A 15,056-nucleotide genomic window follows, 5' to 3' on the forward strand; every position below is an offset into this window, starting at 1 on the left:
CTCGATGCTACTCATGCGTAGTCCCATCACATGTGCTGGATTCCCGTGATATGGGCGCGAGTTGCCTCGAAAGTCGCATCGGTGATCGAATGGTTCTTCGGCAACAGACGTCGAGGCGCACAGGGGTGTCGTAGATGTTCGGCCGCTGGCTGGGAAACCGAACGGACCGGGTGCAACGGACGAGTCCTCTCGCGGCGGTGCAGACCCCGCCCGACGCCGGGGTGTTGAGCTGCCGGGTCCTCGACCCGGTCAACGAGCCGGTCACGCACGCGGAGTTCGCGGTCAGTGACGTGCGGGGGCGCAAGGTGGTCAGCGGTGGGGCGGATCCCTACGGGTCGTTCATGGCGACGGTTCCGGCGGGGGAGTACCGGGTTGCGGTGTCCGCCGAGGGCTACACGCCGTACCGGGCGACCGCGGTGGTCGGTGAGAACGCGCTCGCCTCACTGGGCGATGTGACCCTCCAGGTCGCGCGGCCGCCGGAGCTGCCGGCGCCGGGTGACTGGGGGATCGAGCCGACGCATTCCTCGATCGCCTTCACCGCGCGGCACATCGGGCTGGCCCGGGTCCACGGGCGGTTCAACTCCTTCGCGGGGGCGGTACGGATCGCAGACCGGGTGGAGCAGTCTGCCATGCACGTGGTGATCGACGCGGCGACCATCGACACGGGTGTGCGGATGCGCGACGACCACCTCCGGTCGGCGGACTTCCTGGACGTGGAGCGCTTCCCGACGCTTGAGTTCTACAGCGAGCGTTGCGCGCACAAGGCCGGCAACCGGTGGGCCGTCACGGGCGCGCTCTCGCTGCGCGGAGTGACGCGTACGGTCACGCTCGACATGGACTACCTCGGGCTCGGCAACGGGATGGAGGGCGAAGCGCGGGCCGCGTTCCGGGCCTCGACGGAGCTGCACCGGGACGACTACACGGTGAGCTGGCAGACGATGCTGGCGCGCGGGATTGCGGTGGTCGGGCCGAGTATCAGGGTCGACCTGGACGTGCAGCTCGTGCCCAAGGGCTGACCTGCGCGGATGCGCTGCGCCCGGTGCCGGACAATGGGCCCGTGAGCGATGTGAGACACGTCCTGGTGCTGCCCGACCGTGATGCCGCGGAGGAGGTGGCGCAGGCACTGGCCGAGCGGTTCGGCGTCGACGAGGAGCCGCGGCTCGTGCGGGACGCCCTGGCCGGCGAGGACGACGCGGAGGATGCGCAGTGGCTCGTCGTCCTGCGGGACGAGGACGCGCGACTGGACCCGGCTGCGCTGGACACGTTCGCCGGGGAGTGGGACGGGTGGCGGGAGGAGCCGTAGGTCTACGGGGCCGGCGGCACGAGCGGGCGTAGTCCCGCGGGGTGGTTGGAGCTCGGCGCGGTCCGTTGTCAGTGGTGCGTGGGATGCTTGTCGCGATGGCCAGGAAGACTGCTGAAGACGACCCTCTCGCCCCGGTGACGCTCGCCGTGGGCCAGGAGGACCTCCTGCTCGACCGTGCCGTGCGGGAGGTGGTGGCCGCCGCCAGGGCCGCCGACGCCGACACGGACGTACGCGATCTGACACCGGACCAGTTGCAGCCGGGCACCCTCGCCGAGCTGACGAGCCCGTCGCTCTTCGCGGAGCGCAAGGTGGTGGTCGTACGCAACGCGCAGGATCTTTCGGCCGACACGATCAAGGACGTGAAGGCGTATCTCGGGGCGCCCGCCGAGGAGATCACGCTCGTGCTGCTGCACGCGGGCGGCGCGAAGGGCAAGGGGCTCCTCGACGCGGCGCGCAAGGCGGGGGCGCGGGAGGTGGCCTGCCCGAAGATGACCAAGCCGGCGGACCGGCTGGCCTTCGTGCGGAGCGAGTTCCGGGGCCTCGGGCGCTCGGCCACACCGGAGGCGTGCCAGGCGCTCGTCGATGCCATCGGGAGTGATCTGCGAGAGCTGGCTTCGGCCGTGACGCAGCTCGTCGCCGACGTGGAGGGGACGATCGACGAGGCGGTCGTCGGGAGGTACTACACCGGGCGTGCCGAGGCCTCCAGCTTCACGGTCGCCGACCGGGCGGTCGAGGGGCGTACGGCGGAGGCGCTGGAGGCGTTGCGGTGGTCGCTGGCGACGGGGGTGGCGCCGGTGCTGATCACCAGCGCGCTGGCGCAGGGGGTGCGGGCGATCGGGAAGCTGTCGTCGGCGCGGGGCGGGCGTCCTGCCGATCTCGCGCGGGAGCTGGGGATGCCGCCGTGGAAGATCGACCGGGTGCGGCAGCAGATGCGGGGGTGGACGCCGGACGGGGTGGCGGTGGCGCTGCGGGCGGTGGCTGAGGCGGATGCGGGGGTGAAGGGCGGCGGGGACGACCCGGAGTACGCGCTGGAGAAGGCCGTGGTGACCGTTGCTCGGGCGGCTCGGTCGCGGGGGCGAGGGTAGTCGAGGGCCGTCGAGGGCCGGGGTGAGGCGGCAACCGAAAAACCCCGCCGCCGCCCTGGGGAAGGGCCGGTGCCGGGGTTTTCGGTTCACGCTGTGCGGATCCGCGCCCGCGTGGCGAACGCAGGCCGCGCGCGGATCCTGGAGTGCCGGGTGGAGGCGGATGAGAGAGGGCCCGCCTGGGTCCTTCCGGCGTCAAAACAAGTGTCAGCCCTTGAGGGTAGCGACCTTGGAAGCAAGCGCCGACTTCTTGTTGGCGGCCTGGTTCTTGTGGATGACGCCCTTCGAGACGGCCTTGTCGAGCTGACGCGCGGCAGCGCGCTGGTACTCGGTGGCCTTCTCGACGTCACCCGCGGCAGCGGCCTCGCGAGCCTTGCGGATCGCGGTCTTCAGGGAGGACTTGACGGCCTTGTTGCGCAGCCGCGCCTTCTCGTTGGTCTTGATCCGCTTGATCTGGGACTTGATGTTCGCCACGAAGAGCCTTTTCAGGTTCTGGCACGGGGCCGCACGGGACCCGTACCGATGATTTCTTGAAGTTGTGCCTCGCGCTGAGAGGGCATGAGGCACAGCCACTCAGAGTACCAGTGGCCCGGCAGCCAGCCCAAACCCGCTCCCGGTCGCCGCCCGTGGGACCATGGAAGCTACGTATCGATCCGACCCGAGGCATAAGGCGCCTCAAGAGACAGGACCCTGCGTGCCCGCGACCCCTAACAATGTGCCCGAGCCGAGCCGTACCGACCCGGCTCTGATCCGCAATTTCTGCATCATCGCGCACATCGACCACGGAAAGTCCACGCTCGCCGACCGGATGCTCCAGCTGACCGGTGTGGTCGAGCAGCGGCAGATGCGTGCTCAGTACCTCGACCGCATGGACATCGAACGTGAGCGTGGCATCACGATCAAGTCCCAGGCGGTGCGTTTGCCGTGGGCTCCCACCCACGAACCGGGCAACACGCACATCCTCAACATGATCGACACCCCGGGGCACGTCGACTTCACGTACGAGGTCTCGCGGTCGCTCGCCGCCTGCGAGGGGACCGTCCTCCTCGTCGACGCCGCCCAGGGCATCGAGGCCCAGACTCTCGCCAACCTCTACCTGGCGATGGAGAACGACCTCACCATCATCCCGGTGCTCAACAAGATCGACCTGCCGGCCGCGCAGCCCGAGAAGTTCGCCGAGGAGCTCGCCAACCTGGTGGGGTGCGAGCCGGACGACGTGCTCAGGGTGTCCGCCAAGACCGGGTTCGGTGTCGAGGCGCTCCTCGACAAGGTCGTCGAGCAGATCCCGGCCCCGGTCGGGGTCGCGGACGCTCCCGCGCGCGCGATGATCTTCGACTCCGTGTACGACTCCTACCGGGGCGTCGTGACGTACGTCCGTGTCATCGACGGGCAGCTCAACAAGCGCGAGCGGATCCGGATGATGTCGACCGGCGCCACGCACGAGCTGCTGGAGATCGGTACGAACTCGCCCGAGATGCTGGGCGCCGACGGGCTCGGCGTCGGTGAGGTGGGCTATCTGATCACCGGTGTGAAGGACGTCCGTCAGTCCAAGGTCGGTGACACGATCACCAGCCAGGCGAAGGGCGCGACCGAGGCTCTCGGGGGATACAAGGACCCCAAGCCGATGGTCTTCTCCGGGTTGTATCCGCTGGACGGCTCCGACTACCCCGAGCTGCGCGACGCACTCGACAAGCTCCAGCTCAACGACGCCGCGCTCGTCTACGAGCCGGAGACCTCCGCCGCCCTCGGCTTCGGCTTCCGGGTCGGCTTCCTGGGGCTGCTGCACCTGGACGTCATCCGTGAGCGGCTCGAGCGCGAGTTCGGCCTCGACCTGATCGCGACCGCGCCCAACGTGGTGTACCGCGTCGTCATGGAGGACGGCACCGAGCACACGGTCACCAACCCGAGCGAGTTCCCCGAGGGCAAGATCACCGAGGTGTACGAGCCGGTCGTGCGCGCCACGATCCTCGCGCCCTCCGAGTTCATCGGCTCGATCATGGAGCTGTGCCAGACCCGGCGCGGCACCCTCCTCGGCATGGACTACCTGTCCGAGGACCGCGTCGAGATCCGCTACACCCTGCCCCTCGCCGAGATCGTCTTCGACTTCTTCGACCAGCTGAAGTCCAAGACCCGCGGCTACGCCTCCCTCGACTACGAGCCCACCGGCGAGCAGACCTCGAGCCTGGTCAAGGTCGACATCCTGCTGCACGGCGACAAGGTCGACGCCTTCTCGGCGATCACCCACAAGGACGCGGCCTACGCCTACGGTGTGCGGCTGGTCGCGAAGCTGCGCGAGCTCATCCCGCGGCAGGCCTTCGAGGTGCCCATCCAGGCCGCCATCGGCTCCCGGGTGATCGCCCGCGAGACCATCCGCGCCATCCGCAAGGACGTCCTCGCCAAGTGCTACGGCGGCGACATCTCCCGCAAGCGGAAGCTGCTGGAGAAGCAGAAGGAAGGCAAGAAGCGGATGAAGATGGTGGGTTCCGTGGAGGTTCCGCAGGAGGCCTTCATCGCCGTCCTGTCCAGCGATGACAGCGCGGGGTCGGCCAAGGGCAAGAAGTAACCGCGGGTTACATCGGGTGCCCCGAGCAAACCGGGCGCAAAAGGGGTCCGTCGTGCGAAAGCGCGGCGGGCCCCTGTGCATGTATCCGGTCGCTCTCTGTGGGAAGTGACAGGCCGCTGCCCCTTACGCACCGGCGGGTCGGGCTCTACCCTGATCTCTGCTCGATAGTTACTCGCGAGTTAAGCAACAGCTCGAGCAATACCGTGAGTAAACCCAGCCGCACTGAGCCAGCCGCACTGTCGCGGGCCCCGGAGGATGTCGTGAGCGACACACAGACCCTGATCGAGAACCGTCCGCCGTCCGTGGCGGCCCTCTTCCTGGACCGCGTCGCGGCCACACCGGACGCCGAGGCCTACCGCTACCCGGTGCCTCCCGCGTCGGGTCAGGGCCCGGACGAGTGGAAGTCGCTGAGTTGGGGGCAGGCGGCCGAGCGGGTCTACGCGATCGCTGCGGGCCTCATCGAACTGGGCGTACAGCCCGAGCAGCGCGTCGCGCTGGCCTCCTCGACCCGCGTCGAGTGGATCCTCGCCGACCTGGGCATCCTGTGCGCGGGCGCGGCCACGACGACCGTCTATCCGCAGACCAACGAGGACGAGTCGGCGTTCATCCTCTCCGACTCCGAGAGCCGGGTGCTGATCGCCGAGGACGCGGCCCAGCTGGCCAAGGTGCAGGAAAGGCGCGCCGAGCTGCCCGACCTCACCCATGTGGTCGTGATCGACGGGGCCGGCGTGCAGACCGGCGACGACGTGCTCACCCTTGCCGAGCTGGAGCAGCGCGGCGCCGCCCACCTGGAGAAGCACCCGGAGCTGATCAGGGACCGGGTGGCGGCGATCACCAAGGACCAGCTCGCCACTCTGATCTACACCTCCGGCACCACCGGCCGCCCCAAGGGCGTGCGCCTGCCGCAGGACAACTGGTCGTACATGGCGAAGGCGATCGCCTCGACCGGGCTGCTCGGCAGCGAGGACGTGCAGTACCTGTGGCTGCCGCTGGCGCACGTCTTCGGCAAGGTGCTCATCTCCGGGCAGATCGAGATCGGTCACGTCACTGCCGTCGACGGCCGCGTCGACAAGATCATCGAGAATCTGCCGGTCGTGCAGCCGACGTACATGGCGGCTGTGCCGCGCATCTTCGAGAAGGTCTACAACGGGGTCGCGGCCAAGGCCCGCGCGGGCGGCGCCGCCAAGTACAAGATCTTCCAGTGGGCCGCCGAGGTCGCCCGCGAGTACGCCAAGACCGGCCAGGACAACTTCCGGCGCACCGGTGCCGCGACCGTGCCGTTCGGCCTCGGCGTCAAGCACAAGGTCGCCGACGCGCTCGTCTACGCCAAGATCCGCGAGGCCTTCGGCGGCAAGCTGCGTGCCTGCGTCTCCGGCTCCGCCGCGCTCGCGCCCGAGATCGGCTACTTCTTCGCCGGCGCCGGCATCCACATCCTGGAGGGCTACGGCCTCACCGAGTCCTCCGCGGCCTCCTTCGTCAACCCCGGCGAGGCCTACCGCACCGGCACGGTCGGCAAGCCGCTGCCCGGCTGCGAGGTGCGCATCGCGGACGACGGCGAGATCCTGCTGCGCGGCCCCGGCATCATGCAGGGCTACCACAAGCTGCCCGAGAAGACCGCCGAGGTCCTGGAGCCCGACGGCTGGTTCCACACCGGCGACATCGGCGAGCTGTCGCCCGACGGCTATCTCCGCATCACCGACCGCAAGAAGGACCTGATCAAGACGTCCGGCGGCAAGTACATCGCGCCGGCCGAGGTCGAGGGCCAGTTCAAGGCCGTGTGCCCGTACGTCTCCAACATCCTGGTGCACGGCGCCGACCGGAACTTCTGCACCGCCCTCATCGCCCTCGACGAGCCCTCCATCCTGGAGTGGGCGAAGGAGAACGGCCTGGACGGCAAGTCGTACGCCGAGATCGTCGCCGCGCCCGCCACGGTCGAACTGATCGACGGCTACGTCAAGCAGCTCAACGAGGGCCTCCAGCGCTGGCAGACCATCAAGAAGTTCCGCCTCCTGCCGCGCGACCTCGACGTCGAACACGGCGAGATCACCCCGAGCCTGAAGCTGAAGCGGCCTGTGGTGGAGCGGGAGTACAAGTCTCTGATCGACGAGATGTACGCGGGTACGCGCGAGGCATGACGGCCGAACGGCCCCGGAACGCACACGGCGTTCCGGGGCCGTCGTATGCCTGCGGTGCGGGCGTGCGCGCCGAAATGGATTGCAGGGCCACGGGTTTCATGTGTGCCACATAGGATGCACACACTCTCTCCATATTTCGGTCCCGCCCGTTCAGCGAGGTGCCCGTGCCCGTCACCGCCGCGACGCCCGACGACGTCGTCCGTCACGTGTTCCGTTATCTCGCGGAGGTGGGCGAGAGCCGCACCCGAGCGATACGCACATACGACGACGCCCGGCATCAGATGTGGTTCGCCGATCTGCCCGACCGGTTCGACTGCTTCCTCACCGAAACCGTGGCGGGCGACAGCCCGTTGTGGCTGCGCGCCGACCGGCCGGTCCGCCGCCAGCCGCCGCCCGCGCCCCTGCCGCTGACCCACTGGCTGGACGCCGGGGAGATCCGCGACTCCGCACGGGAGAGCGTCCCCGAGCCACGGGAGCGGGCGGACGTACCGGCCGACGAGGTCCTGGCAGGCGGCGGTTCGCGGGCCGGGCACGTCACCGTCGCCCTCGACGACGCGCCGCAGCGTGACGTTGTGCGTGAACAGCATCGCGTCTGGGCGCGCGACTGGGAGCGGTGGGCGAGCCGCGACCGCATCATCAAACCGGTGGTCCGCGCCTACGACAAGCTCTACCAGCTGTGCGTGGACGCCTCCGAACTCGGCGAGAGCTACGAACTCGTCGTCGGATTCGGCCACTTGACCTGGTCCGCGCAGGGCGAGCCGATCCGCCGCCACCTCGTCACCTGCCGGGCCGTCATCGCTCTTGACCCCGACACCGGCGCCATCACCGTCGGGCCCGACCCGGAGCACGGCAGCCCGGTCCTCGAGGAGTCCATGCTCGACGCCGGTCAGAAGGCACGCTCCGACATACGCGCCCTCGTACGCCAGGAACTCGAGGCCGCCGGCGACACCACGGACCCCGCGCTCGCCGGGCCCCTGCACCGCGCCCTGACCACCTGGACCATCGCCGCGCACGAGGCGGGCCGCTACGACCCCGCACCGGCCCGGCAGCGCGTGACGGGCGACCCGGCCGCGCCCGTCGTCGCCTACGCCCCCGTCCTGCTGCTGCGGGAACGCACCCGGCGCAGCATGCTCGAAGCGCTGCGCGGGATCGCGGTGAGCATCGAGCAGGGCGCCGAACCCACCGCACTGCTGAGGGCGATCGCCGGCGCGGGCGGCGACCGGCCGCTCGGCGAACCCGACGAAGCGGCCACTGCGGGACAGTCACGGGAGCTGTACTTCGCGCTGCCCTCCAACGACGAACAGCGCACCATCGCCGAACGGTTGCGCGACCGGGACCTCGTCGTTGTCCAGGGCCCGCCCGGCACTGGCAAGACCCACACCATCGCGAACCTCGTCACCGACCTCCTCGCGCATGGCAACCGCGTGCTGATCACCAGCCACACGGCGCGTGCCCTGAAGGTTCTGAAGGACAAACTGCCGGCCAGCGTCCGCGAACTGTGCGTCAGCCGCACCGACGACGGCGCCGGGCAGCAGGAACTCGAACAGTCCGTCAAGGCCATCCTCGATCGCCAGGGCGACTTCTCCGCCCGCGCCTACCAGCGGCGGATCCGGGAGCACGAAGAGCGACTCCGAACGGCCCGGTCCGCCCAGGCCCTCGCACTGAAGGCCCTGCGGGCCCTGCGGGAACAGGAGACCTACCGGCACCCGGCCGAGATCGCCGACTACGAGGGGACCCTCGCCCGCATCGCCGAGCGCCTCGCCGACGAACGCCCCCGATACGACTGGATCGGTGCCGTCCCCGCCGACGAACCCACCTTGCCCCCGCAGGCCCTCACGGAACTGCGGCGCGCGGCCCTCGCCTTCACCGACCGGCACCGCGCCCTGGCCGCCACCGTCAGCGCCCACCTTCCCGACCCCGGCGTCCTGCCGTCCGGTCTCGCCTTCATCGAGGCGGTCGAGACGATTCGCACGGCGGAGGCCGACCTCGCAGGGCTCAGGCAGGACGGCACCGTCTCACGTCTGGACGACGCCGTGTCCACCCTGACCGTGGCACAGGAGGAGCAACTGGCCACCACACTGGACCACTTCACCGCTGCCGCGGCCTCGGCGGCCGCGCTCCCGGCCGGCTGGGCCGCCGAGGTGCGCCGCGACGTGCTCTCCGGCCAGGACTTCGGGGCGCGCAGCCGCCGCGAGCGCACCGAGGCCGCGCTGACCGGAATCGACGAGGCGCACCAAGCTCTCGGCACGGCACTGCTCAGCGGCCTCGAGCGGTACGACGTACCGACGGCGCTCGGCCTCGCCACCACCCTGCGCGACGGGCTCGCGGCCGGCGAGAAGCTGCGCGGCACTCTGGGCCTGAAGACGAAGCTGCGCAAGGCGGTCGGGGACTTCCCCGAGACGGTACGCGTCGACGGGCGCGCCCTGGAGACGGAGGCCGCCGCGCACGCCGTGCTGCACCGGGTCACCCTGGAGCGGCACCTCCAGGGCGTCGAGGCGGAGTGGGGCGAGGGCGCCGAGCCGTGGCAGGCCACCGCACGCCGCATCGCGCGACTGCGTCAGGACAGCATCGTGCTCACCACCCTGACGACGCTGGCCGACCGCCGCCAGGACGTGGTGCGCGCGGCATCGGCCGCCCCGGGGCTCGCGGGCGTCTACTGGGGCGACGAAGCAGCGGCGGGCAGCGTCCGCAGAGTCCTCAGGGCCAGGGCGGCACGCCGCGCTGCCGATCCCGCCCGCACCTTGATCGACGGAGCCCGTGCCGTGCTGCGTGCGGCGGCCGAGCGTAGGGGCGCGGCGGCTGCCGTGCAGACGGCGCTTGCCGCGGTCGAGGCCCGCGACACCGCCGGGTACGGCGCGGCGGTGGACGAACTGGACGACCTCCGGGAGGCGCTGGCCCGCAAGAAGGCCTGCGACGACGCGTACCGCACCGTCGCCGCCGAACTGCCCGACATCGCCGACGCTCTGGAGTCCGGCCCCCAGGACCCTGACTGGGACATCCGGCTGCCGGACCTCCACGCCGCCTGGTCCTGGTCGGCCTGGCACGCGCGTATGCGCGAACTGACCGACCCGGAGGCCGAGTTCAAGCAGCTGCGGCGGCTGGCCGAGGCCGACGGCGAGATCCGCATCAGCCTGGAGCGGCTGGCCGCCGACAAGGCCTGGTTCAGCTGCCTGTCCCGGCTCACGGACGACCAGGCCGTCGCTCTCACCTCGTATCAGCAGAACGTACGACGGCTCGGCAAGGGCACCGGCAAGTACGCGGCCACCTACCGCAGGCAGGCCCGCGAGAGCCTCCAGGCCAGCCAGTCGGCCGTACCCGCCTGGATCATGCCGCTGCACCAGGTCACCGAGACCATCCCCATGGACCGCGCTGGACGCTTCGAGGTCGTGATCATCGACGAGGCGAGCCAGTCGGGCCCCGAGGCGCTGCTGCTCGCCTGGCTCGGTGCCAAGGTGATCGTCGTCGGGGACGACCAGCAGGTCAGCCCCGCACAGGTGGGCGTGGACCACGAGGAGCAGTTCGCGCTCCAGAAGCGGCTGCTCGGCGAGTTGCCCGACTTCCGGCGTTCGCTGTTCGGGCCGACCGCCAGCCTCTTCGACATCGCGTCGGGCCTCGCCGGCGGGCGGGGCCGACTGATGCTGCGTGAGCACTTCCGCTGCATGCCGGAGATCATCGGCTTCTCCAACGAGCTGTGCTACGGCGGCAGGCTCCAGCCGCTGCGGCAGTACGGCGCCGACCGGCTGCCGCCGCTGAGGTCGGTGCACGTGGCCGACGGGTACGTCGAGGGCAGCGGACAGAAGCAGGTCAACCGGGCCGAGGCGCAGCGGCTGGTGGACGAGATCGCCCGGTGCATAGCCGATCCCGCGTACGCGGGGCGCACCATGGGCGTGATCACCCTGCTGGGAGCAGGGCAGAAGTTCCTCATCGAGGACCTGCTGGCCGACCGGATCCCGCTCGACGAGCGACAGCGGCGGCGGTTGCGGGTGGGCAACGCGGAGGAGTTCCAGGGCGACGAGCGGGACATCGTCTTCGTGAGCCTCGTGGTCTCGCTGACCGGTCCCGACGGGCCGCGCCGTATCGGCTCGTACAACAGCTTGCTCTACCGGCAGCACATCAACGTGGCGGCCTCCCGCGCCCGCGACCAGGTGTGGCTCTTCCACAGCGTGACCCTCACGGAACTGGGCGAGACCGATCTGCGGCGCGCCTATCTGGACTGGTTCTCCCGGCCGGCCGAGGAACGCACCCGCCTCGGACTCGGCGAGGTCCGGCCGGACGTTCCGCACGAGGCCTTCGACAGCCTCTTCGAACAGCGGGTCTTCCTGGCCCTGCGCGCCAAGGGCTACCGGGTGCGGCCCCAGTACCCGGCCGGCCGCTATCGCATCGACCTCGTCGTCGAGGGTGGTACACAGCGACTCGCGGTGGAGTGCGACGGCGACGCGTTCCACACGGACGAGAACGCCGACGCGGACGCGGCACGCCAGCGTGAACTGGAGCGCGTGGGCTGGACGTTCGTCCGGATCCGCGGCAGCCGGTTCTTCCTCGACCCGGAACAGGCACTGGAGCCGCTGTGGCGGGAACTGGACCGTCTCGGCATCGAGACGGAGACGGAAACTCCGGGGGCCGAGGAGACGCAGGAGGAGCAGCCCGGCACGACGGGGGAGCCCGGGGAGACGATCCCGCAGCAGGCGCCGTACGGTCCGGAACACGACGAGACGGAAACGCCGTCGGGCGGGGCCGGCCACGCACCGCGCCCACGCACCTCCACGCGCGGCAACCGACCCGCGTCCGGCGCACGGGGCACGCAAGGCGCGGCCGACAGGGTTGGTAAGGCGGGTTGGGGCGTTGCCCGGCCGGGGGCCCGAGATCCGCGGGACGCTCGGACGAGCGGCGCCGGTGCTGCGAGTGTGCCGGAATCGCGGTTCGTGTCCGTCGTGCGGCTGCATCGGGACGAGGTCAACGCCGCGCAGCACGCGTTCAGCATGCGCGGGACCGTGGGCGGGGTCGCCCGGTTCCTCGGTGGGGCGGGAGCGCCAGGCTTTCCCGGCGTCGATGCCGTGGAGGTGCTGCGCGAGGGGCGGGCCGTCGTGCGTCTCGCGCACGCCGAGGTGCAGGCCATGATCCGCGCCGCGATCGCCCGGATCGACGTGCCGGTGCTCGGCGACGCCGGGCAGGTGGGCGTGGCACGTCACCACGGCCCCGGCACCCCGGGCGCCGCCGACGGCCGTACGACCGAACTGCTGCGGGCGCACACCGTGTCCGAGCCGGCTCCGGCACGGACGGCGCCCGCGATTCCCCGGCAGCCGGTCCGCACCGTCGAACCGGCCCCCGTAGGTGCCTCCCACGCCCGGCTCCGCGTCGACCGCCTCAGCCTCGCCGCCCACCGAAGGGTGCAGCGGGAGCTCCAGCGCGTGCAGGACGCGCTGGACCAGCCGGTGCCCGAGGTCGTGGCCGTCGACTCGTCCTCCCGGAAGGCCCAAATGGCCGACCACGACAGGAGAACCGAAGCGCTGCGGGAACGGCGCGCACAGCTGCGTGACGTACTCGATCAGGTCATCCCCGACTCCACCCTGTCCGGTGGGGCGATGGTCGTGCCGGGGTGCCTCGTGGGCGTCGAGGACCCGGACGAGCCGGGCGTGACGACGTACGAGATCGCGGTGCTTCCCGGCGACGAGGCGGAGCGGCTCAGCCCGGACTCCGCGCTCGGCAGGGCGTTGATGTGGCGCGAGGTGGGCGACGAGGTGGAGTGGCGGACGGAGCTGGGCACCAGGCACCACGTCATCGTGCGTTACGTCGAGGACTGAACGGGGGTCAGGTCACCGTCCGCCGGCCCGGTCTCCCGGACCCTCGTGAAGCGGATGCTCGGAGTTGTTCCGGTTTCTGACCGGCTTCGAGCGCGCGCGTACCACTGTTCTCGGTCAAGGCGGCCCACTTCGGTAACTCGGTGCTTATGAGTGCAGCCGGTCTGTCACCCTGTCCGCATTGACCGAGGTGTATTCGTCCGAACTGCTCCAGGAGCGGCAATGGGGGCCATACCCGCGCAACGGGAGACCGTTTCCCGTGTCTGCGACGCGCCCGTGCACCTGGGCGCGGGGGAGCGTACGGAGGTGTGCGCGACTCTGCCCGGGAGCCCCCTCGCGCCGGGGTCCGCCCGTGCGCTCGTGCGCAGCGCGCTCGCCGAGTGGACGGACCTCGGGCTCGTCGGCTGCGAACGGCTCGCCGACGACGTCATGGTGGCCGTCAGCGAACTCGTCACCAACGCCGTCGTCCACGCCGGCACCGACATCGAACTGGTCTGCCGGGTGGACCCGGACACCGGCGCCCTGTCCGTCGAGGTCACCGACCACCACCCCTCCCGCGCGCCCCGCGACAACGCCGTCGAATCGCCGTACGAGACACCGGAGTTCGGGCGCGGCCTGCGCCTCGTCGCCGCCCTCGCCGAGGCCTGGGGCGTCACTTATAGCATCGGCACCAAGACCGTGTGGGCGCGGCTGCCCGCCGAGCCGAACGCGGCCGCCGACGACATCGAGACGTACGCCGGGGAACGCGGGCTGCAGGTCGCCGAGATCCTCGCGCCGGATGCCCGGCGGGCCGAACGGGACCGGGACTGGCTGGGCCGGGGCGCGCTGTCGTTCCTCGCCGAGGCCTCCGACCTGCTCGCCGGACAGCTCGACGAGAACCTGGTCGCCGCGCTCACAGGACAGCTGATCGTGCCGCGCCTCGCCGACTGGTGCGCGGTGTGGCTGGAGGACGAGTCGACGCAGCGGGGCGGCTGGGGGGACGGAACCGGCCTGGCCGGGCCGCGGCTCGCCCGGGTCTGGCACGAGAGCGAGAACCGCATCGAGGAACTGCGCCGGGCCCTGGAGAAGGAGCCGCCGTGTCCGCGGGACGGTGGCATGGGGGTCCCCCCGCTCGAGCGCAGCCGAGAGTGGGGGAGATCCGGACCCGAGCCGTATCCGTGGCCCGGCGACGCCCTCGGTCCGCACGGCACCGAGGGCGCGGCGCTCGCCTACCGGCTGATCGCCGGCGGGCGGCCGCTCGGCACGCTGGTCATCGGAAGGCGCGGGCTGCCGCGCTTCCCCGACGAGATCACCGGCCTCGTCGAGGACCTCGGCCGCCGGGTGGCGCTCGCCATCGGCGCAGCCCGCCAGTACGCCCGCCAGGCCACCATCAGCGCCGTCCTGCAGCGCGGCCTGCTGCCTGGCGCGGTCGCCGAGATCCCCGGGCTGAGCAGCGCCCTTGTCTACGAGCCGTGCGACAAGGGCGGGCCGAGCGGCGACTTCTACGACCTCTTCCCGGCCGGCGAAGGCCGCTGGTGCTTCGCCGTCGGCGACGTCCAGGGCAAGGGCCCCGAGGCGGCGGTCGTGATCGGGCTGGCCCGCCCCTGGCTGCGGCTGCTCGCACGCGAGGGCTACCGGGTCGCCGACGTCCTCGACCGCCTCAACCAGCTCCTCCTCGACGACGCCACGGAGGCCGCGGACGCGGCGGCCCGCGCACTCGTCGCCGCCGGCGGCCGGGCCGTGGCGTCCGCGGACCAGACCCGCTTCCTCTCCCTCCTCTACGGCGAACTGGTCCCCTTCGACGGCGGCGTCCGCTGCACCCTCGCCTCCGCCGGACACCCGCTGCCGCTGCTCCTCGGGCGCGACGGCGAGGTCCGTACGGCAGCGCAGCCGCAGACGCTCCTCGGGGTCGTCGAGGACGCCACGTACACCAGCGAGACCATCGAGCTCGGGCCCGGCGACAGCCTGCTGTGCGTCACCGACGGCGTGACCGAGCGCCGCTCCGGCTCCCGCCAGTTCGACGACGGCGACGGACTCGCCCAGGCCCTTGCCGGGTGCGTGGGGCTGAGCGCCGAGCTGATCGCGGAACGGATCAGTCGGCTGGTGCACGAGTTCGGCGGCCGGCCACCGGAGGACGACCTGGCGCTGCTGGTGCTCCAGGCGGACTAGTCCGGCACGTGCGGGACAATGGAGGAC

8 protein-coding genes are annotated in these 15,056 nt (G+C 71.1%); 7 read left to right on the plus strand and 1 reads right to left on the minus strand.

Annotated features, from left to right (window positions below):
- Window positions 1–134 precede the first annotated feature (134 nt).
- From ACFYXB_RS21830 to holA, 3 genes are all read left to right on the plus strand, one after another.
- Window positions 135–1,016, plus strand: a complete 882-nt coding sequence (locus ACFYXB_RS21830) for a YceI family protein (RefSeq protein WP_389584792.1) — start codon at window positions 135–137, stop codon at window positions 1,014–1,016.
- A gap of 41 nt (window positions 1,017–1,057) precedes the next feature.
- Window positions 1,058–1,303 carry a hypothetical protein gene (locus ACFYXB_RS21835; protein ID WP_351366180.1) on the plus strand — a complete coding sequence of 82 codons (246 nt, stop codon included), beginning with the start codon at window positions 1,058–1,060 and terminating at the stop codon, window positions 1,301–1,303.
- A gap of 95 nt (window positions 1,304–1,398) precedes the next feature.
- A complete protein-coding gene (holA, locus tag ACFYXB_RS21840) occupies window positions 1,399–2,388 on the plus strand; it encodes a DNA polymerase III subunit delta (protein ID WP_388502325.1) in 990 nt (329 codons plus the stop codon).
- A 204-nt stretch (window positions 2,389–2,592) separates the two neighbouring features.
- Here holA and rpsT read toward each other — a convergent pair whose 3' ends face one another.
- Complete coding sequence (rpsT, locus tag ACFYXB_RS21845; RefSeq protein WP_053750780.1) at window positions 2,593–2,859, minus strand: 30S ribosomal protein S20; 267 nt, start codon at window positions 2,857–2,859, stop codon at window positions 2,593–2,595.
- A gap of 220 nt (window positions 2,860–3,079) precedes the next feature.
- Between rpsT and lepA the strand changes: the two genes are divergently transcribed.
- The 4 genes from lepA (at window position 3,080) to ACFYXB_RS21865 (ending at window position 15,029) form a co-directional block, all read left to right on the plus strand.
- Complete coding sequence (lepA, locus tag ACFYXB_RS21850; RefSeq protein WP_351366186.1) at window positions 3,080–4,948, plus strand: translation elongation factor 4; 1,869 nt, start codon at window positions 3,080–3,082, stop codon at window positions 4,946–4,948.
- Window positions 4,949–5,208: 260 nt separating this feature from the next.
- Window positions 5,209–7,083 (plus strand): AMP-dependent synthetase/ligase, encoded by a 1,875-nt coding sequence (locus tag ACFYXB_RS21855; RefSeq protein WP_389584796.1) that lies wholly within the window; start codon window positions 5,209–5,211, stop codon window positions 7,081–7,083.
- Window positions 7,084–7,247: 164 nt separating this feature from the next.
- Window positions 7,248–12,884, plus strand: a complete 5,637-nt coding sequence (locus ACFYXB_RS21860; RefSeq protein WP_389584798.1) for an AAA domain-containing protein — start codon at window positions 7,248–7,250, stop codon at window positions 12,882–12,884.
- A 219-nt stretch (window positions 12,885–13,103) separates the two neighbouring features.
- Window positions 13,104–15,029, plus strand: a complete 1,926-nt coding sequence (locus ACFYXB_RS21865) for a SpoIIE family protein phosphatase (RefSeq protein ID WP_389584800.1) — start codon at window positions 13,104–13,106, stop codon at window positions 15,027–15,029.
- The last annotated feature ends 27 nt before the right edge of the window (window positions 15,030–15,056 follow it).

The sequence above is a fragment of the Streptomyces sp. NPDC002619 genome (assembly GCF_042889305.1).
Classification (GTDB): domain Bacteria; phylum Actinomycetota; class Actinomycetes; order Streptomycetales; family Streptomycetaceae; genus Streptomyces.

What these genes read in the sequence shown, in the direction of transcription:
- ACFYXB_RS21830 (WP_389584792.1), top strand. Translation starts at nt 135, where the DNA reads ATGTTCGGCCGCTGGCTGGGAAACCGAACGGACCGGGTGCAACGGACG.
- holA (WP_388502325.1), top strand. Translation starts at nt 1,399, where the DNA reads ATGGCCAGGAAGACTGCTGAAGACGACCCTCTCGCCCCGGTGACGCTC.
- ACFYXB_RS21865 (WP_389584800.1), top strand. Translation starts at nt 13,104, where the DNA reads ATGGGGGCCATACCCGCGCAACGGGAGACCGTTTCCCGTGTCTGCGAC.